The 19010-nt window shown below is 37.2% G+C and carries 21 protein-coding genes, 1 riboswitch and 1 other annotated feature; of the genes, 11 read left to right on the forward strand and 10 right to left on the reverse strand.

Features of this window, described 5'->3' with window-relative positions:
• The first annotated feature begins 15 nt into the window (after nt 1-15).
• Nucleotides 16-768, forward strand: coding sequence for a hydrogen peroxide-dependent heme synthase (hemQ, locus tag NST00_RS00595; RefSeq protein WP_096550296.1), 753 nt, complete (start codon nt 16-18; stop codon nt 766-768).
• A gap of 32 nt (nt 769-800) precedes the next feature.
• Here hemQ and NST00_RS00600 read toward each other — a convergent pair whose 3' ends face one another.
• A complete protein-coding gene (locus NST00_RS00600) occupies nt 801-971 on the reverse strand; it encodes a hypothetical protein (protein WP_016837298.1) in 171 nt (56 codons plus the stop codon).
• 335 nt (nt 972-1306) lie between these two features.
• Between NST00_RS00600 and NST00_RS00605 the strand changes: the two genes are divergently transcribed.
• Together NST00_RS00605 and NST00_RS00610 are read left to right on the forward strand one after the other, a co-directional pair.
• Entirely contained in the window at nt 1307-1675 is a 369-nt protein-coding gene (locus tag NST00_RS00605) for a cell wall hydrolase (RefSeq protein WP_210730808.1), read from the forward strand.
• 30 nt (nt 1676-1705) lie between these two features.
• Nucleotides 1706-2137, forward strand: a complete 432-nt coding sequence (locus NST00_RS00610) for a spore coat protein GerQ (RefSeq protein WP_016837300.1) — start codon at nt 1706-1708, stop codon at nt 2135-2137.
• A gap of 179 nt (nt 2138-2316) precedes the next feature.
• Here NST00_RS00610 and NST00_RS00615 read toward each other — a convergent pair whose 3' ends face one another.
• The 6 genes from NST00_RS00615 to NST00_RS00640 all read right to left on the reverse strand — a co-directional run bounded on the left by NST00_RS00615 (nt 2317) and on the right by NST00_RS00640 (nt 7107).
• Nucleotides 2317-3987 (reverse strand): methyl-accepting chemotaxis protein, encoded by a 1671-nt coding sequence (locus NST00_RS00615; RefSeq protein ID WP_016837301.1) that lies wholly within the window; start codon nt 3985-3987, stop codon nt 2317-2319.
• A gap of 99 nt (nt 3988-4086) precedes the next feature.
• Nucleotides 4087-5265: a M20 family metallopeptidase gene (locus NST00_RS00620; protein WP_016837302.1), complete on the reverse strand. Its 1179-nt coding sequence runs from the start codon at nt 5263-5265 to the stop codon at nt 4087-4089.
• A gap of 187 nt (nt 5266-5452) precedes the next feature.
• On the reverse strand, nt 5453-5836 hold the full coding sequence (locus NST00_RS00625) for a DUF423 domain-containing protein (protein ID WP_016837303.1): 384 nt from the start codon (nt 5834-5836) through the stop codon (nt 5453-5455).
• A gap of 29 nt (nt 5837-5865) precedes the next feature.
• A complete protein-coding gene (locus NST00_RS00630) occupies nt 5866-6156 on the reverse strand; it encodes a YwdI family protein (RefSeq protein WP_016837305.1) in 291 nt (96 codons plus the stop codon).
• On the reverse strand, nt 6153-6332 hold the full coding sequence (locus NST00_RS00635) for a hypothetical protein (RefSeq protein WP_016837307.1): 180 nt from the start codon (nt 6330-6332) through the stop codon (nt 6153-6155). The genes NST00_RS00630 and NST00_RS00635 overlap by 4 nt, the downstream gene beginning before the upstream one ends.
• 97 nt (nt 6333-6429) lie before the next feature.
• Nucleotides 6430-7107: a uracil-DNA glycosylase gene (locus tag NST00_RS00640; RefSeq protein ID WP_016837308.1), complete on the reverse strand. Its 678-nt coding sequence runs from the start codon at nt 7105-7107 to the stop codon at nt 6430-6432.
• Nucleotides 7108-7325: 218 nt separating this feature from the next.
• On the opposite strand from NST00_RS00640, the gene thiD reads away from it, so the two are divergent.
• The 5 genes from thiD to ilvA all read left to right on the forward strand — a co-directional run bounded on the left by thiD (nt 7326) and on the right by ilvA (nt 12580).
• The gene (gene thiD / locus NST00_RS00645; protein WP_340709484.1) at nt 7326-8159 is read left to right on the forward strand and encodes a bifunctional hydroxymethylpyrimidine kinase/phosphomethylpyrimidine kinase; all 834 of its coding nucleotides are present in this window, start codon (nt 7326-7328) and stop codon (nt 8157-8159) included.
• A gap of 214 nt (nt 8160-8373) precedes the next feature.
• Nucleotides 8374-8721 carry a YojF family protein gene (locus NST00_RS00650; protein ID WP_016837310.1) on the forward strand — a complete coding sequence of 116 codons (348 nt, stop codon included), beginning with the start codon at nt 8374-8376 and terminating at the stop codon, nt 8719-8721.
• A gap of 13 nt (nt 8722-8734) precedes the next feature.
• Nucleotides 8735-9412, forward strand: a complete 678-nt coding sequence (gene bshB2, locus NST00_RS00655; protein ID WP_339289255.1) for a bacillithiol biosynthesis deacetylase BshB2 — start codon at nt 8735-8737, stop codon at nt 9410-9412.
• Between the two features lie 230 nt (nt 9413-9642).
• Nucleotides 9643-10995 (forward strand): YjiH family protein, encoded by a 1353-nt coding sequence (locus NST00_RS00660; RefSeq protein WP_340709485.1) that lies wholly within the window; start codon nt 9643-9645, stop codon nt 10993-10995.
• A 325-nt stretch (nt 10996-11320) separates the two neighbouring features.
• Entirely contained in the window at nt 11321-12580 is a 1260-nt protein-coding gene (gene ilvA, locus NST00_RS00665; RefSeq protein WP_339289263.1) for a threonine ammonia-lyase IlvA, read from the forward strand.
• Between the two features lie 170 nt (nt 12581-12750).
• Here ilvA and NST00_RS00670 read toward each other — a convergent pair whose 3' ends face one another.
• Genes NST00_RS00670 through NST00_RS00680 form a run of 3 tightly spaced genes read right to left on the reverse strand, consistent with a single transcriptional unit; the run spans nt 12751 to nt 15626 of the window.
• On the reverse strand, nt 12751-13545 hold the full coding sequence (locus tag NST00_RS00670) for an ABC transporter ATP-binding protein (protein WP_339289264.1): 795 nt from the start codon (nt 13543-13545) through the stop codon (nt 12751-12753).
• A complete protein-coding gene (locus NST00_RS00675) occupies nt 13538-14569 on the reverse strand; it encodes an ABC transporter permease (RefSeq protein WP_016837315.1) in 1032 nt (343 codons plus the stop codon). The genes NST00_RS00670 and NST00_RS00675 overlap by 8 nt, the downstream gene beginning before the upstream one ends.
• Nucleotides 14570-14603: 34 nt before the next feature.
• On the reverse strand, nt 14604-15626 hold the full coding sequence (locus tag NST00_RS00680) for an ABC transporter substrate-binding protein (RefSeq protein ID WP_340709486.1): 1023 nt from the start codon (nt 15624-15626) through the stop codon (nt 14604-14606).
• A gap of 372 nt (nt 15627-15998) precedes the next feature.
• Nucleotides 15999-16042: riboswitch (PreQ1 riboswitch) on the forward strand.
• An 8-nt stretch (nt 16043-16050) separates the two neighbouring features.
• Between NST00_RS00680 and NST00_RS00685 the strand changes: the two genes are divergently transcribed.
• The 3 genes from NST00_RS00685 to trpC all read left to right on the forward strand — a co-directional run bounded on the left by NST00_RS00685 (nt 16051) and on the right by trpC (nt 19006).
• Nucleotides 16051-16539, forward strand: coding sequence for a QueT transporter family protein (locus NST00_RS00685; RefSeq protein ID WP_016837317.1), 489 nt, complete (start codon nt 16051-16053; stop codon nt 16537-16539).
• Between the two features lie 319 nt (nt 16540-16858).
• Nucleotides 16859-17089, forward strand: a binding site (T-box leader).
• Nucleotides 17090-17183: 94 nt separating this feature from the next.
• On the forward strand, nt 17184-18218 hold the full coding sequence (trpD, locus tag NST00_RS00690) for an anthranilate phosphoribosyltransferase (protein WP_340709487.1): 1035 nt from the start codon (nt 17184-17186) through the stop codon (nt 18216-18218).
• A complete protein-coding gene (trpC, locus tag NST00_RS00695) occupies nt 18218-19006 on the forward strand; it encodes an indole-3-glycerol phosphate synthase TrpC (protein ID WP_340709488.1) in 789 nt (262 codons plus the stop codon). The genes trpD and trpC overlap by 1 nt, the downstream gene beginning before the upstream one ends.
• Nucleotides 19007-19010 lie beyond the last annotated feature (4 nt).

The raw sequence follows: 19010 nt of genomic DNA on the forward strand, positions 1-19010 counted from the left end.
AGGAGTGTTAAAGCAATGAGCGAAGCAGCATTAACTTTAGATGGCTGGTACTGTCTGCACGATTTTCGTGCAATGGATTGGGCTTCTTGGAAATTAATCTCTGAAGAGGAACGCCAAGCAGCGATTGAAGAATTTAATCAATATCTAGATAAATTAAATCAAGTTCACGAAGCTAAAACTGGTTCTCATGCCTTTTATTCTACAATTGGCCAAAAAGCGGACTTTATGTTAATGATTCTTCGTGAAACGCCAGAAGAAATTCACGAATTAGAAACTGAATTTAATAAATTAAAAATAGCTGATTTTACAATTCCAACATATACTTATTTCTCTGTTGTGGAGCTCTCAAACTATTTAGCAAGCGATTCGAACGAAGATCCATATCAAAATCCATATGTTCGTTCACGTTTATATCCGGAACTACCTCGAACTAAATATGTTTGTTTCTATCCAATGGACAAGCGCCGTCAAGGTAATGACAACTGGTACATGTTGCCAATGTCTGAACGCCGTAATTTAATGCGCTCTCATGGTGAAATTGGACGCAAATATGCTGGAAAAGTAAAACAAATTATTTCTGGTTCTACTGGTTTAGATGACCACGAATGGGGCGTAACATTATTCTCAGATGATATGCTTCAATTTAAGAAAATTGTTTATGAAATGCGCTTTGATGAAGCTTCTGCCCGCTTCGGAGAATTTGGCGAGTTCCTCGTTGGCAACTTATTAGATCAAGAAAAATTCGCAAAATTACTTGAAATTCGGTAATTAAAAAAGCGAGACGTGTTGTTGCGTCTCGCTCATTCATTTTCATCAGGCGTTTTTAAAATCATAATGATTGTTTGAAGTAAAAAGCCGATGAAAAGAATTAAAATAAACAGATACCAATGGAGCGGTTGATTGAAGAAACTTGCAATAATAAACGCCAAAATAGCACTGACGACAATCCCAATCCATACACCTAATTGCAATTTCACCAACTCCCACTAAAATAATCTAGTTGCTCTCTTCTCCCCTCTATTTAGTATTATCTATTCCCCAATTCGTCACAAACTAACACCTCTACTCATATTCTATTCAATAGTGTTGCATGTCGAAACACGTCAAACTTTTCAATTCTAGTTTATTGATATGAGTCTCACTTTATACAACTCCATGCCGTAAAATATCTTTATTCAAGTAAATGAAACATTTTTTGCAAATTTTATTCTGATTCGTGATGGCTTGCATACATTATTTTGAGGAGGTATGAAAAATCGCCGTCATTGCAACTAATGAAGCGCAAGTTGCCTTACTTGCTCGATTGATGAGAGCCGAAGCAGAAGGAGATGGAGACCTTGGCATGTTGTTAGTTGGGAATGTAGGGGTGAATCGGGTACGGGCAGACTGTCTAGATTTTAAAAACATACGGTCCATTGAAGATATGGTTTATCAAAGCCCTGGTGGTTTTGAGGCAGTACAAAAAAGTTATTTTTACCAACGAGCACGTCCGCAAGATATTGCATTAGCACGCAGAGTGATTAATGGAGAACGCTTCGTTCCTGGCGACAGAGCTCTTTGGTTTTTCATGCCTACAGGAAGCTGCCCTGCTCAATGGTATGGACAATGGAATACCGGTCGTTATAAGTCCCACTGTTTTTTTGCACCTGCTGAAGGCGTTTGTCCTGGTATTTAAGCATTAAATTATTATGAAAGGGTGTTTTGAGTGACTTACTATTATTGGGGTCCTGGTGCATCGGGAAATCAATACTATCAACAACCATTTATTGGCCAAGGCCAAATGCAGCAAACGCCACCTTCTGTACAAAGCGGAAATTGGATGACACCTTCCGGAACTGTGTTGCCTGGTACTGGGGGTAGACAAACAGAGGAATCTTACATTGAAAACATTTTACGTGAAAATATCGGTGTAACAGGTACATTTTCTTTCACATTCCCAAGTGCAGAAAATCCAAGCGAAAACAAAGGAAATACATTGCGCATTCGCGGAGTAGTCATGCAAGCCGGTCGAGATCATGCGGTGATTCGAGAAGCGAATACAAATCACGTATACTTATTACCAATGATTTACTTTGACTATGCGCGATTTGAAGAAGGATTTAGATATATTAATACACCGACTAGACCTCAGCGTTAGTGAAACAAAATCTACATTTTCAACTAAAATGCAATTACTTAATTTCTAACGCTACACATTTTCGTCAAACATCGACTATTAGACTAATAGACTACACAAAATTAAAAAGAGCGAATGGAAACTTTACATTTCCTTATTCGCTCTTTTTTATGGATTATTCGGACAAGTCGTTAATCCTTTTATTCGATGCGGAATTTTCTGATTTCCTTTTGTAAGTTTTGAGCATTATCATTTAATTCGGCAGCCACTTTATTCACTTGTTCGATTGTTGCAGCCTGCTCTTCTATATTTGCAGCAACCATTTGAATTTCGCTCGCAGATTCAGTGGATGCAATGGAAATTTCATTGATCGCAGCAGAAACCTCCTCAGCACTTGCAGAAATTTGTTCGCTTGTTGCGGATATTTCCTCAATCTGGATTTTCATCTGTTCAATTGCTTTCACAATGTTAGCGAAGTTTTGTCCTGCTTCTGAAATGACTTTTACGCCGTCTTCCACTGAACGTAATGAATTGGATACAGCTTTTTCGACATTTTCGGTATCTCGTTTAATTTCCACCGTCAGTTCAGTAATTTGACTTGCCGATTCTTTTGATTCTTCTGCAAGTTTACGAACTTCCTCAGCAACTACAGCAAATCCTTTTCCATGTTCCCCTGCCCGAGCCGCTTCAATAGCAGCATTTAACGCTAGTAAATTCGTTTGATCTGTAATTTCAGCAATAACCCTTGATATATTTTCAATTTCTTCTGTTTGTTTGCTCAATTTTTGAACTAAATCATTAACAAGGCTCGTAGAAAGACTAATGGTATCCATTTGTTTTTCTGCATGTAGAATAATTTCTCCACCGTGTACGGCCATATTGCTCGTATCTATAGAATTGGAATGTAAAAGCTGAGTGGATTCAGCAATTTTTTGTACGCCGATAGCTGTTTCATCCATCGCTCGAGCGGAATCATTTGCCGCTTGAGAGTTCGTCTGAGCCACTTCCGCTGTCGAATTAACGCGACGAGACATATCCTCACTTGTGGAAGTAATTTCCTCAGTACTCACAGAAAGCTGTTGTGCTGCAACACTTAATTGTTCCGAGTTTTGCTGTACGCTTTGAATGAGTGTTTTTAAATTATTTTTCATCGTATTAAATGCTTTTGAAAGCTGGCCAATTTCATCTTTTGAATTCACTTTTAAATCCTTTTCCGTTAAATTACCGGATGAAACCACTTTTACTGCTTCCATTACTTTTCTTAAAGGTAACGTAATTGTTTTTCGTACAAAATATACTAAAATTCCGCTGACAATTAAGCTGGCAATTAAGACAATCACGGCAGTAAAGTTGGATGAGTAGATGGCATCATTGGTTTCTTTTTTTATCTCTTCCAATTGTTCCGTCTGGTATTGAGTTATTTTATCAATCGTATCAATAAGACCTTGGCGAATGGATTGAATATTTTCGTTATTTAATTCTTCATAATTAATAGTTTCGTTTACTATGGCAAACTCTGCATCAAATGCTTGTTTATATTGCTTTAATTCATCAATATAACCTTTCATCGTATCGGTAGCAGCTAATTCTTCTAACTTTGCTATTTGCTGATCGATTAATTGTGTGTATACACTGACCATTTCATAATTGGAATAATCTTTCGTAAGAAGAAATTTTGTGATTGAATTATCAAGTTTGGCTACTTGATAACGAACTGAAGAGACTTCTTGAAGCGCTACCACTCGTTCATTTAATGCCTCATCTACTTGATTATCGATTCTATTAAAATTTATAAAACTAACAATCATCGATATACACAGTAGCCCGATTAAGGAATAAAAAGCTACATTCATTTTTCCCCCGATGCTCATCCTGGTCACCTCATCATATGGAAATATACTATAAGTCTATTATACTATTTTCTTTTTCATTTTTTATTAGATATAAGGAAGATTTTATAAAAATTAATATTATTTTCTATTTTCCAAATAAGATAGTGTAGCAAGTCCCATCGTTTTTGCAGCAATTAACATCGCCCGTTCATCAAAATTAAATTTTGGATGATGATGTGGATATGCTGTTTCCCAATCCGGGTGTTTTGCACCAGTTATAAAAAATGTACCGGGCACTTTTTGCAAATAATAAGCAAAGTCTTCTCCAACCATCAATGGTTCACATTCTTTTACTTGATTTACTTCAGAAATGGCTTTTGCAATATCAGCTAAAAAGGCTGTTTCATCTGGATGATTCACAACGGCAGGATAACCTCTCGTATATTTAAATTCATAAGTCGCATTTGCTCCATCACATATCGCTTTAAGCAGAGATTCCAACTCTTTTTCAATTTGATTGCGCACCTCTTCATCGAGTGTACGGACAGTTCCTTTTAATGTAGCTTTTTCCGAAATAATATTGTACGCTTTCCCAGCTTCAAATTGTCCTACCGTAATGACCGCTTGTTTGAGTGGACTAATTCTTCGCGAAATGATGGTTTGCAACTGGCTTACATATTGAGCACCAAGGACGATGGAATCTATAGCATTATGAGGCTCTGCTCCATGTCCACCTTTACCATGAATTGTCACTTCGAACATATCTGGAGCTGCCATAATCGCACCACTTTTTACATGGATTTCTCCTAATGGCGTAGGAGCCCAAAGATGCGTTCCGAAAATCACATCTACCCCATCTAAACAACCATCTTCAATCATCGGTTTTGCACCGCCCGGAAGCACTTCTTCCGCAAATTGATGAATGAACACAATATTCCCGCTGATTTCTTCCCTCATTTCGTAAAGTGCTTTAGCTAATATTAAGAGCGTTGCCGTATGACCGTCATGCCCACAAGCATGCATAACTCCATCTACCTTTGATTTATAAGGGATATCGTTTTCTTCTTGGATTGGCAATGCATCAAAGTCAGCCCTGAGCGCCACTGTTTTTCCAGGTTTTGCTCCACGTAAAGTGGCTACAACTCCTCTTCCACCGACTCCTTCTCGAACTTCAAGGCCTATTTCACGATGGAAATTCGCAATATATTGAGGTGTGTGCACTTCTTGAAAAGATAGCTCTGGATTTGCATGTAAATATCTTCGAATGGAAACCATTTCCTCATAGTATCGATCTAACAATAGCAATAATTTTTCCAATGTAAAAACCCCTTTCCAAGTTGCGTCCTTTTACATATTATCGTACCATGAATAAGCACCATAGAATGTGTCGAAATATTGCGGAATATCAAATTATACTTTTTATACTTTCTTTAATATATTCCTAAAACCATAAAAAAAGCAGCTTAAAGCCGTTCACATGGACTTCAAACTGCTAAAGTTTTGATTAGTAAATTCTGCTTTTTGCTATACCAATGATGAGCAAAACCCATCCTGTTAAAAATAATACTCCACCGATTGGGGTAATAGCACCTAAAATTCCGATACCCGAAACAGCGAGTATGTATAAACTGCCAGAGAAGAATAAAATACCAATGGACATAGTGAGAAACGACCATTTTAAAGGAGACGTATCTCCTATTAATCTTGGATGCATTAAAATACCCACTAGAACGATGCCCGCTGCATGAAACATTTGATATTGAACAGCAGTATCCCAAATTCCTGCACCATAGTCATCCAATACTTCTTTTAATGCATGTGCACCGAATGCTCCTAATGCAACCGCTAAAAAGCCAAATACTGCACCTGTTATAATAGAACCTTTCATTTTACAAAACCTCTTTTTTATTTTTATTTTTAAAAATCAAAAATTGATTCCCCGTTTGCATCCTCTTCATCTAGTTTGGTTGAAGGGGGAAGTTGATTTCCGTGAGATACTTGCACATAGCTTGGCATTTGCCTTTGCACATAACTTTGCACTTGGTCTTTTTGGGCAAAGGACGTTGGTCGTTTTTCTGAGTTTAATGCTACATCACATAACGCTCGAATGGCGCTCAACAATTCACGTAACTCTTGTTCACTAGTCGTTTGTTTTGCTTGTACCACATAACGTTCAATTTCGTTAAACAATCTTTCGTAGGAAATCATTTTCTTTCCCCCTGTAATTCCTTTCGTTCAAACTTTAAACAATCCATCCCGGAAGATTGTTTTACAACAACAGACGGTAATTGTCTTGTTTTGAATTGATAAGCTGTACAACCTCGTGGATTGTTTGGATCCCACGTTACTTTAAAATATTTACACTTAAAACAGTTGACTTCCATGGGAAACCCACCTTTTATTTCACTCTACCAAATTTCCAATGTTGTGAAAAGTTCAATCAAAGTTGTTCAAAAACTTTCTAAAAAGTTGGTGCTCATTTTATGTTAAACACCAATCAATTGGTTCTTTTCCCCATTCAATTAACTGTGCGTTGATTTTAGAGAAAGGTCTACTCCCGAAAAATCCGCGATGAGCGCTTAATGGGCTTGGATGGGGCGCTTGTAAAATGCAGTGATGAGACCCCTTTCGTTGAATGATTGCCCTTTTCATTTGTGCAGGTCTTCCCCATAATACAAAAACGATTGGGTCTTGCCGCTCTGCTAATTTTTCAATAACTGTATCGGTAAATTGCTCCCAGCCCATACCTTTATGGGAGTTGGCCTCCCCTTGTCTCACTGTCAACACCGTGTTTAATAAGAATACTCCTTGTTTCGCCCATTTCATTAAATAGCCGTCCTTGGGAATAGGACAGCCTAAATCATTATGTAATTCAAGGAATATATTTCGTAGACTTGGTGGATGAGGCACACCTGGTTTAACAGAAAAACACATGCCGTGAGCTTGTCCAGGTCCGTGATATGGATCTTGACCTAAAATGACAACTTTTACATCTTTGTATGGAACAGAGTAAAAAGCACTCATAACTTCATCAATTGGCGGATAAACAATTTTTGTACTATATTCTTCAGCTACAAATTTTCTTAAATTTTTGTAGTAAGTTTTTTCGAATTCATCTTGCAAAATTTCTTGCCAGTCATTATTGAATACTTTTTTCAAATCAGAACACCTCTCTTTCAACCTACTTGATTACGTGAAGATTATCAATAGTTTTATATAATCTGTTCGGACACGCTTTGGGAAACTTTCTCTTTATTTATATTTTATACCTAGCTAGTTGCGTTCTGGCTACATCATTTTTTATCATTCTGACCATTTTTATAAAGTCAGATTAGGTATATACTAAAAACACAATCATTAAGTAGGAGTTGAGCAAATTGACATTGAAGAAAACATTAACAATTGCTGGGTCTGATGCATCAGGCGGCGCCGGAACTCACGCAGATTTAAAAACTTTCCAAGAATACGGCACTTATGGAATACAAGCTTTAACTTGCATTGCAACAATGGATCCAGATCATGGTTGGAGACATAGTGTATATACATTGCCTATTGATGTATTGAAAGCACAACTAAAAACGGCCATTTCTACCGGCATTGATGCAGTGAAAACTGGAATGCTTCCTAATGAAGAAGTGATTCAGGTTGCGGCAGAAGGCATTCAACAATCAGGAACTAATAATGTTGTAATTGATCCAGTGATGGTATGTAAAGGGGAAGATGAAGTATTAAACCCAGGTAATGTGGATGCCATGATTCAATATCTTCTACCTCTTGCCCTTGTCACAACTCCAAACTTGTTTGAAGCGGGACAATTAGCTGGAATGAAAACACCAAAAAACATTGAAGAAATGAAAGAGGCGGCAGAAAAAATTCATGCATTAGGCGCAAAAAACGTGGTTATTAAAGGTGGCCGTTCTCTCGGAACAGAAAAAGCCATTGATTTATTTTTCGATGGGGACAAGTTTTATGCATTAGAGACGGACCCTATTGAAACAAATTATAATCACGGCGCAGGCTGTACTTTTGCAGCAAGCATTACTGCAAATTTAGCAAATGGCTTATCCGTACAAGAAGCAGTTGTTGCTTCAAAAGAATTCGTTGCAGCAGCAATCCAGCATGGCTGGCGATTGAATCAATATGTTGGTCCAGTGATGCATGGAGCAAAAAACGTATTTGGAGCTCCAAAAGTTACAATAAAAGAAATTTAATTTCCAAATACACTTTCCCAATGACATTCATCCATTCCCCAAAAGCAATGAAATTTCAAAAAAATAGCATTTTATTAAGAAAACACCCGTACAATGAAAATGTACGGGTGTTTTTCATTCATTTCAATATTTTTCATTCGCATTGCTTTTTCTTTTCATCGAGTGAAATTTTTTACTATACTAATAACATAAGTCTCTGGAAAGGGGAATGAGAATGAAGGAAGTTGATGTGCTAGAGCTTCAAAAGTTAATTGACTCATTTGCAAATAAAGATGTTTATATACACCTCGAAACGACAAATGGCTCTTATGCCACTCACTATAACGAACAATTTTTTAATGCCAGCGCATTTATCCGCAACGCGAAAATTCGATATGAACATGGAAAAGTCATCAATGATAATCCCCACCGCGTCGGGCTTAAATTGGAAAACGGATGGGTTTATGCGCAAGGGATTACCCATTATGAATTAGATGAACAAGGTAGACTATTAATGGCTGGGTTAAACCACGAAGGAAAATTAGCGATTGCACTAGAAATTAGTGAAACGCCATTTTCTTAAGGAGGGGATTAATATGACTTTAAAACCACAGCGCCACGTTTTAGTTGTTTTTCCACATCCAGATGATGAAGCTTTTTCATCTGCCGGCGTCATTCGACTTTATCGCAATATGGGAGTTCCCGTTACATACGCTTGTTTAACTTTAGGAGAAATGGGACGCAATCTTGGGAATCCTCCTTTCGCTACTCGTGAATCATTGCCTGAAATTCGTCGAAAAGAATTGCAAGAAGCATGTAAAGCAATGGGGATAGAAGATTTACGAATGATGGGCTTCCGAGACAAAACGATTGAATTTGAAGACGATGAAAAAATGGTGAAGCTCGTTCAAGATTTAATTTCCGAATTGAACCCTTCTCTCATCATCACATTCTTGCCAAATTACAGCGTTCACCCAGATCATGAAGCCACTGGCCGAGCAGTTGTTGAGGCAGTTCGTCGAATGCCGAAAGATGATCGCCCGACAGTTTACGGTGTCGGATTTGCCAATAATACAATCGCTGAAAAAGGAGAACCAGACGTCATTATTGATATTACAACCGTCAAGGAAGATAAATTAAAAGCATTACTAGCTCATAATTCTCAAACAGCATGGATGGTTGAAGAAAATCAAAAACGGATTGATGAAGGTCAACCGATGAGTGATAGTTGGTTTCATTATGAGAAGTTTTATACAATTTCGTTTGTTGATTAATTGAAAAGCATGCTTTTTTATGCAACCCAAAAACACCATTTTTTTCACAAATGGTGTTTTTTTATTTTCCCTCTTCTCTTTTATGCAGTTTTTTGCTATTTTAGTGTAGTATAAAAGACGAAAAGTATAAAATTTTCGAAATACTATTATTTTTTCTATTTATATAGACATCAGTATAAATACCATTTATAGTGTATAAATATGCAATAAAAATTAATGAGGGGTTTATTATGGTAAAAAAATTTCATCCATATACATGGTTTTTATTTTTATGTCTTTCGATTTTAGGTATCTTTTTATTCATTATTCCTGTAAGTACGCCAGATGGACTTAAGGTTCCAATCGCACTTTTGGCGAACGGTCTTTCTGCTAATATCGTAACCTTTATCCATTGGTTTGCGTATGTTGTCTTTATTATTGCTGCTGTTGGATCTATTGTGATGCACTTTGTACCGCAATCAGGAAAAGTGACGATTTTCGATGCTTTATTCCGTACTCATGCATTCTGGACAGTAATGCGAATTTTAGCGGTCGTATTTGCAACGTTATATTTGTTCCAAATCGGGCCGGAAGCCTTCACTAGTGAAAATACATCTGGCTTGTTATTAAATCCTGATGGCGGCTTAGTAACAATGATGTTTTCATTGTTCTTATTTGCCGGGTTACTGTTGCCACTTTTGACAGATTTCGGGCTATTAGAATTTTTTGGTTCCATGATGGTAAAAATTATGCGTCCCATTTTTAAAATTCCTGGACGAGCTGCTATTGACTGTTTAGCTTCTTGGGTTGGAGACGGCACAATTGGTGTGCTTCTCACAAGTAGACAATATGAGCAAGGAAACTATACAGCGAGAGAGGCTGCTACAATCGCCACTACCTTTTCCGTCGTTTCGATTACTTTCTGTTTTGTGATTGTTGAAACGGTAGATCTTGGCCATTATTTCTTGCAATTTTACGGTACGGTCATTTTAGTTGGTTTAATCTTGGCTGTCATTATGCCAAGAATCTATCCTTTACGAAATAAACCGGATACGAATTTTGACGGATCTACTCCAGAAAGTCGCCGTGAAGATGTTCCGGAAGGATTTAATTCATTTACTTTTGGCCTACAAAATGCGTTAGATAAAGCCCATAGCAATCGAAATTTATTAAACGTGGTTCGCTCAGGCTTTAAAAATGTTTTGGAAATGTGGTTTGCCATTACACCGGTCATCATGGCATTCGGTACAATAGCATTAATTCTTGCAGAATATACTAGTTTCTTTAAAATTTTAGGAATGCCATTCGAACCGATTTTGCAATTGTTCCAAATTCCTTACGCAGACGAAGCTGCCCAAACAATGATTATTGGATTCGCGGATATGTTGCTTCCTTCTATATTAGGAGCTGGAATCGAGTCTGAATTAACTCGTTTCTTTATCGCAACAATTTCTGTTACGCAATTAATTTATATGTCTGAAGTTGGTGGCTTGATTTTAGGTACAAAACTTCCATTAAAAATTTGGGATTTGTTTATTATCTTCTTAATTCGCACAATCATTTCAATACCGATAGTTGCTTTCATCGCTCACTTAATCTTTTAACTTATGTGACACCATTTTCCTTTGAGAAAATGGTGTTTTTTTAAATACGGCTCCTACTAATGGAAGCATGTCGATTATTCAAATAACTTTAACACTTTAACGTTTTAAATAAACAAATTTTTTTCTTTTTTTATCGATTTATACCTTGATTTTTTTAAAAGCTGTCTTTAGACTATTCTGTATATTATTTATATTTCAAAAGTTTTATGTATGAAATCATATACATATAAAGGGACTTTACAGTATGGCATTTATAAATTTCATAAAATACTGAATCTTATGTTAAAATAAATAAATGCTGGAACTAACGGAGGTTAAATTTAAAATGGAAGTTGCGGATAAAAGCTTTACTGTTGAAAACATCTTAAAAGCACAGCACCAATTAAAAGATGTAGTACTTCATACGCCATTACAAAAAAATGAATATCTGTCAGAAAAGTATGGTGCGAATATTTATTTAAAACGTGAAGATTTACAATCAGTGCGCTCCTTTAAGTTACGGGGTGCTTATTATAAAATTAAAAAAGTTGAAGATGAAGCACGTGCAAGAGGTGTTGTTTGCGCCAGCGCCGGCAATCATGCCCAAGGGGTAGCTTATTCTTGTGCTCATTTAAAGATTAAAGGAACCATTTTCATGCCGTTGACAACTCCAAAACAAAAAGTCGACCAAGTGCGCATGTTCGGTCGCGATTATGTGGAGATTGTGTTAACTGGCGATACATTTGATGATTCAGCAAATGCAGCGATGGATTATTGTTTGGAACATGAAATGATCTTTATTCATCCTTTTGATGATTATGATATCATCGCTGGACAAGGCACATTGGGCGTAGAAATTTTAAATGACATTGAAGAACCTCTTGATTTTGTATTTGGAGGTATCGGTGGCGGAGGATTAATGAGCGGAGTTGCTGCCTATATTAAAAACATTTCACCAAATACAAAAGTGATTGGTGTTGAACCAGAAGGCGCTCCAAGCATGAAAGCAGCCTTTGAAAATGGCGGACCTGTCACTTTAGAAAAAATTGATAAGTTTTGCGACGGTACAGCAGTTCAATCTGTTGGGCAAAAAACTTATGAAATTTGCCGCAAATATTTAGATGATATTATTACAATACCGGAAGGAAAAGTAAGTACAACTATTCTTGACTTATATAATAAACACGCTATCATTGCAGAACCATCCGGCGCATTACCAGTATCCGCCCTTGATTTTTATGCGGATCAGCTAAAAGGAAAAACGGCCGTTGCGATTATTACAGGTGGCAATAATGATATCAGCCGTATGCAAGAGATTAAAGAAAAATCATTATTATATGAAGGTTTGCTTTACTACTTTATCGTCAACTTCCCTCAACGCGCAGGAGCATTACGCCAATTCTTAACGGTTGTTCTCGGCCCTAATGATGATATTATCCGATTTGAATATACGAAGAAAAACAATAAAGAAGAAGGTCCTGCACTAGTCGGAATTGAAGTAAGCAAACCGGGAGATTATGAAGGCTTAATCGATCGCATGCGAGTGAATGGTTTTGAGTTTAAAGAAGTGAATAAAGACAGCACTTTATTTGGATTGTTGATTTAACAAAAAGAAACCCGAGCGTTTAATGTGATAAGCGCTCGGGTTTTAGATTTTATTAACAGATTTTGTATTATTTTTTTCAAGTTGGAAGGATAGTATTCATTTTTATTTTGGCATTTAAAAAAAAATAAAAACCAACCCTTATAATAAAGAGTTGGCTATATCAACATTAATTACCCCAACAACGCTCGGTCAGAATTCATTTTTTCACCGCGGATGCGTTCGAATTCAGCCATTAAGTCAGGAATTGTTAAGTTTGGTTTTTGATCTTCATCTACTTCTAAAATGATTTGCCCTTTATCCATCATAATTAAACGATTGCCTAAATCGATGGCTTGTTGCATGTTGTGCGTTACCATTAACGTTGTTAAATGATTTTCTTCTACCAATTGCTTTGTTAAGTTCGTAATCAATTCTGCTCGTGATGGGTCAAGAGCTGCCGTATGCTCATCTAGTAATAGAATCGCAGGTTGCGTAAATGTTGCCATTAATAATGACAATGCCTGTCTTTCCCCACCGGATAGCAATCCTACTTTTGCATTTAAGCGATTTTCTAAATTTAAATGCAATTTTTCAAGGGAGGTACGGAAGAAGTCGCGGCGTTGTCGATTCACACCTAACCTCAATGAACGATTGGAATTTCGGGCATAGGCAATTGCAAGATTTTCCTCAATCGTCATAGATGGTGCCGTACCCGCCATCGGATCTTGGAAAACGCGCCCGATATAATGAGAGCGCTTGTATTCAGGTAAATGGGTTACGTCTTTTCCATCAATCCATACTTTCCCAACATCTGGTTTTAATACTCCAGAAATCATGTTCATCATTGTTGACTTTCCCGCACCATTACTTCCGATAACCGTTACGAAATCTCCAGGTTTTAAATGAAGATTGATGTTATTCAAAGCCACCTTTTCATCTGGTGTACCTTCATTAAAAATTTTGTTAATGCCTTCTAGCTTAAGCAAGGTGATCGCCTCCTTGCTTTTCTAGTTGAGCAGCGGCTAGCTTTTCTTGCAGTCGCTTCGCCTTCCGCTTCTTATCTTTTTGCTTATCAATCATTTGCGGAACGATTAACGCTAAGATTACAATGATGGCTGTAATCAATTTCATATCACTTGCATCGAGGAATGGCACTCGCAATGCAATCGCAAGTACAATCCGATAAACAATTGCTCCAACTATTACCGCAAAAGTAGTGCGCATGATTGATTTCGTTCCAAAAATCGCTTCACCGATAATGACAGATGCTAGACCAACTGTAATCATCCCGATCCCCATTGTCGCATCGGAATATTTATTATATTGGGCGATTAAAGCCCCCGCTAACGCTACTAACCCATTCGATAATCCAACACCTAAAATAATTAAAGTGTCCGTATTCGCAGAAAAACTGCGAATCATTCGTTTGTTATCCCCCGTAGCACGAATCGCTAGACCAATCTCTGTTTTGAGGAACCAATCCACTATGAACTTAATTGCTGTTGTAAGAATTATCATGACAAAAAGTATTTCCCAAGTTTGTGGAAGATTTTTTACTCCTAAACTCGTCAAAATGTTATTGAAAAATGCATCAATCCCTAAATGTTCCCAGAAAGAATAAATTTTAGTGAAGATTGTTTCACTATTTAGTAGAGGAACGTTCGGAAGGCTCGTTGCATTTTCACTTGAGAAGCCCATAATTCGCAGGTTTACGGAATAGAGGCCAATCATCATAATGATCCCGGCAAGGAGCGGATTAATGTTTCCTTTTGTATGGAGCAAACCAGTGATACATCCTGCAATAAATCCTACGACAATCGCTGCTAACGTAGCTAATATTGGGTGATAACCTAAAACAATCATTGTTGCAGCTGTAGCCGCACCCGAAACAAAGCTACCATCTACCGTCAAGTCTGGAAAATCTAACACTCGGAATGTTAGATACACTCCGAGTGCCATTATTGCGTAGATGATTCCTTGCTCAACTGCACCGAACATTGCTGTAAACATATTGAATCATCTCTCCTAACATGTTGAAAATATTTTATTGTTGTGTTTCGACAAGCTCAGCTTCCCACTCGTCTTTCACTTCAAGACCAAGTTTCTCAATTGCATCTTTATTCATTACTAATTTCAATGTATTTGGATATTCTGCTGGAATATCTGCAGGTGTCGCTTCACCTTTTAAGATTTTTGCAGCCATTTCACCAGCTTGATATCCGATATCGTAATACTCGAAACCAAATGCCAACAATCCGCCGCGTCTTACAGAGTCAAATTCACCAACAACAAGCGGTAGTTTATTGCTATCTGCTACTTGAATAATAGATTCTAGAGCGGATACGACTGTGTTATCTGTAATGATATAAAATGCATCAACTTTTCCGATTAAAGATTCTGCAGCTTGTTTGATCTCTGAACTTTGAGATACAGTAGCACCTTCTACTTTTAAACCTAATGAATCAGCAATCTCTTTCACTTGGTTTACTTGAGCTACTGAGTTTTGTTCACCTGCGTTGTAAACCATTCCGATTGATTTAACGTCTAAAGCGTCTTTCATGAATTCTACCGTTGTTTTAATTGCTTCTGGGTGCAAGTCAATCGTACCAGTAACGTTTGCACCAGGTGATTCAATCGAATCAATTAATTGAGCTGCAACCGGATCTGTTACAGATGTAAAAACAATTGGAATTTCAGTTGTTACATTTTTAGCAGCTTGTGCAGATGGAGTGGAGTTGGCGAAAATCAAATCTACTCCTGCACTTGCTAAGTTTTGTGCAATTTGCGTATTCAAACTATTATCGTTTTGTGCAATTTGATAATCATATTTAACATTTAAACCAGCATCTTTCAATGCATCTTGGAATCCTTGATATGCAGCGTTTAAAGATGGATGTTCAACAATTTGTGTTACACCAATCTTATAATTTTTTACTTCTTCTGTTGTTTCGTTTTCTGTGTTGTTTTCGCTCGATTCAGATGTATCATTACCGCCGCCGCCACAAGCAGCTAGAAGCAACACTAAACCAAAGAGCAAAAATGATAGTTTTTTCATGCTACTTTTCATACAAATTTCCCCCACTATCCTTCGAAAAATTACTAACAATTTCGAATAAAAAATATTTTCGCTTTATTCAAATAAAGCTAGAGTTTAACGATATATTACATTCTCATAGTTCAAGAGTCAATAACATTAGGAATGTTCTGAATTTAAGAAAATTCTTTTTATTACTTTAGTAATATTAATTTATCGCTTTAAATCGCTAAATTACGAGGATTTTCTAGAATAAATTGTTTTTTTGAAATAATGAATATTTTGTGACAAAGTTGTGAACTTTATTTTGTTGTACGAAATCTTCCCTTTATCATCGTTAATTTTTTCCAAAGCTAAATTTGATTTTCTTTTTGTTTATGATAGAATTATATTTTGTGTGCTTATCACACCGTGGTTCGCGAAATCCCACGATAAAAAACTAAGGAGTGAAAATTTAATGAAAACAAAATTTATGGCAATGTCCGCAATCATAGCTGCACTTTATATTGCGGTAACGTATACGCTATCATTTTTAAGCTTTGGCGATATTCAATTTCGCATCGCTGAAATCTTTAACCACCTAATTGCCTTTAACCCTCGCTATATGCTAGGTGTTGTATTAGGCGTATTTATATCAAACTTATTTTCACCTCTAGGCTGGTTTGATTTAGTCTTCGGAGTAGCCCACTCCGTTATTTGCTTAACGATTCTTATCATCGTTAGCAAATATGTGAAAAACATCGCCTATCGTATGTTGATTAACTCATTTGTCTTCACATTCATGATGTGGATTATCGCTTTAGAATTAAAGTTAGCGTTAGAGCTTCCCTTCTGGCTTTCGTGGTTAACTACAGCCATTGGTGAAGCGGTTGTTTTACTAATCGGTATTCCAATTATGCAATTGCTAGATAAACGATTAAATTTCAAAAATTTAATCGATCAATAATATAAAACTAGTAGCACAGACTAATGTACAGTCTGTGCTATTTTTTTATACTAGGATTAAAAACGAACGAACTCTTTTGGATTTGATGGATTTTTACAATCAGTAATTATTTTTTTGAATTTAGCAATTTATCAATTCGAAAATACTTATTTATTCGAATAACATTTTCCTTCCCGAATTTACCGAAAATTATTGACATTCATACAATTTCGGAATAAAATATACTGCAATCAAACGTGGCGGAGAAAGGTTGTGGAAGCACAATCACCGCACCGGTAGCTTAGTTGAGCAGAGTCTGAGTTTAGTTGAGAATAGCCGAGCAAAATTGATGAGTAAGGAAAAGTAGCGAAATGTGTAATGCGATAGAGAGCTAGTGGTTGGTGGAAACTAGTGCATTCCTTTTCGTGAATGGGCCTTACGAGAGCAACTGCGCAAGTGGTTGACGTCTTTCCCGCGTTATTGGGAAGTGTTCACGACAGTGAGCACACCGAGGTGGAAGTCATAACTGCTTCAATAGAGGTGGCAACGCGGCAGCAAGGTCGTCCTCTGCAAATGGGTTTTCATGCCCTTTTGCAGAGGTTTTTTTATTTCTCCCACCGGCTATTCTATCTAAACTTCAAATTTTAAATTTGGAGGATGATAGAATGAACATTCATGTTTTTACAAAACGTGTTCAAGAAAAAGAAAACTTATCTTATGACGATATGATTCAAGCGGCAGAAATCATCTTTAACGAGGAAACACCAAAAGAAGCAATTGCTGAATTTTTAGTAGCACTTCATGAAAAAGGTGAAACAGCGGAGGAAATTGCCGCACTTTCCATCGTGATGAAATCCAATGCCATTCATTTCCCTGTCACAAAAGGTACTTATATCGATATTTGCGGTACTGGGGGCGACGGTCTGAAAACTTTCAACATCAGTACAACTTCTGCCTTTGTATTAGCAAGCAGCTTTGTGAAAGTCGCAAAACATGGCAATCGGAAAATTTCTAGTTCTTCTGGAAGTGCCGATGTCCTACAAGCACTAGGCATTCATACAGATTTTACTGTCCATGAGTCCGTACAGTTATTGGAACAAGAAGGAATCACTTTTCTATATGCCCCGGCCGTTCATCCAAAACTGAAACGCATCGGTGAAGTTCGTCGAGCAATTGGTAAGCCAACCATTTTCAACTTAGTTGGCCCCTTAACAAATCCTGTTGACTTAGAGGTTCAACTAGTCGGCATTAATCGTCCAGATTTCGTGGAGGAATATGCAAAAGTATTAAGTATTTTAGGGAGAAAGCGAGCTATCGTTATTTCAGGATCACAAGGCATGGATGAAGCTTCTCTCGACCACCGAAACCGTTCTGCCCTGTTGGAAAATGGCGAAATTAAACCTTTCACCATCAACATTGAAGAACTGGGTTTACAACCTGCATCGATATCACACCTCCGTGGTGGTACACCGGAAGAAAATGCTGAAATATTAAAAGAATTATTGAAAGGAAAACGCTCGCCATACTATGATGCAGTCGTTTTAAATTCAGCTCTCGGTTTCTTCGCATACGGCATTGCCGAAACATTGAAGGAAGGTGTTTCCATGGCTCGTGATGCCATCGAATCCGGTCGTGCTTATAAGAAACTAGAAGCAGTGATTGAATTTAGCCAAAACACAATAAAGGAGCAAGCAATTTAATGACGATTTTAGATATGATAATTGAACATAAAAAAGCGATTCTTTCAAAATTGAAAGAATCAAAGCCCCAATGGGACATTCCTTTAAAAAAACGGCCATCATTGTACGATGCATTACGAAAATCTAACACTCTTCAAATTATTGCAGAAATGAAGCGAGCCTCCCCTTCTAAAGGCATCATAAATGAGAACGCCGACCCAGTAAAACAAGCAAAACGATATGCACAAGCTGGTGCAGCATGCATCTCTGTTTTAACGGAAGAAAAGTTTTTCAAAGGATCTTTTGAAGACTTGGCCAGCATTGCAAATCATGTGGATACTCCAATTTTAAATAAAGATTTCATCATCGATAAAGCTCAAATCGATTATGCACTTCATGCTGGTGCATCGGTCATTCTTCTGATCGTCGCTGCATTAGATGATGAAACATTATCAGAATTGTATGAGTACGCAATCAGTTTAGGATTGGAGGTACTTGTTGAAGTACACAGCGAGGAAGAACTGAAACGAGCCCTTTGCCTTCATCCAAAATTGATTGGCGTCAATAACAGAGATTTAAAAACATTCCAAGTAGACTTGGCTCAAACTGAAAAGTTGGCAGAAACAATCAATCGAATTGATAACATTGCCTTTATTAGTGAAAGCGGCATTTTTGAAACAGTGGATGCCGAACGTGTTGCTAAAGCGGGAGCTCGTGGAATTCTTGTCGGCGAATCGTTGATGAGAAGCGGCAATGTGGAAGAGACATTAAAATCTTTCCAAATAAAACTTCCTCCCTTAAGGATGTAGAGCG

The organism is Ureibacillus sp. FSL K6-0165 (assembly GCF_038004285.1).
Lineage (GTDB): Bacteria > Bacillota > Bacilli > Bacillales_A > Planococcaceae > Ureibacillus > Ureibacillus thermosphaericus.

Coding starts and splice junctions, on each gene's coding strand:
- hemQ (WP_096550296.1), top strand. CDS start 16: ATGAGCGAAGCAGCATTAACTTTAGATGGCTGGTACTGTCTGCACGAT.
- NST00_RS00605 (WP_210730808.1), top strand. CDS start 1,307: ATGAGAGCCGAAGCAGAAGGAGATGGAGACCTTGGCATGTTGTTAGTT.
- NST00_RS00615 (WP_016837301.1), bottom strand. CDS start 3,987: ATGAGCATCGGGGGAAAAATGAATGTAGCTTTTTATTCCTTAATCGGG.
- NST00_RS00625 (WP_016837303.1), bottom strand. CDS start 5,836: ATGAAAGGTTCTATTATAACAGGTGCAGTATTTGGCTTTTTAGCGGTT.
- NST00_RS00630 (WP_016837305.1), bottom strand. CDS start 6,156: ATGATTTCCTACGAAAGATTGTTTAACGAAATTGAACGTTATGTGGTA.
- NST00_RS00635 (WP_016837307.1), bottom strand. CDS start 6,332: ATGGAAGTCAACTGTTTTAAGTGTAAATATTTTAAAGTAACGTGGGAT.
- NST00_RS00650 (WP_016837310.1), top strand. CDS start 8,374: ATGAAGGAAGTTGATGTGCTAGAGCTTCAAAAGTTAATTGACTCATTT.
- bshB2 (WP_339289255.1), top strand. CDS start 8,735: ATGACTTTAAAACCACAGCGCCACGTTTTAGTTGTTTTTCCACATCCA.
- NST00_RS00660 (WP_340709485.1), top strand. CDS start 9,643: ATGGTAAAAAAATTTCATCCATATACATGGTTTTTATTTTTATGTCTT.
- ilvA (WP_339289263.1), top strand. CDS start 11,321: ATGGAAGTTGCGGATAAAAGCTTTACTGTTGAAAACATCTTAAAAGCA.
- NST00_RS00675 (WP_016837315.1), bottom strand. CDS start 14,569: ATGTTTACAGCAATGTTCGGTGCAGTTGAGCAAGGAATCATCTACGCA.
- NST00_RS00680 (WP_340709486.1), bottom strand. CDS start 15,626: ATGAAAAGTAGCATGAAAAAACTATCATTTTTGCTCTTTGGTTTAGTG.
- NST00_RS00685 (WP_016837317.1), top strand. CDS start 16,051: ATGAAAACAAAATTTATGGCAATGTCCGCAATCATAGCTGCACTTTAT.
- trpD (WP_340709487.1), top strand. CDS start 17,184: ATGAACATTCATGTTTTTACAAAACGTGTTCAAGAAAAAGAAAACTTA.
- trpC (WP_340709488.1), top strand. CDS start 18,218: ATGACGATTTTAGATATGATAATTGAACATAAAAAAGCGATTCTTTCA.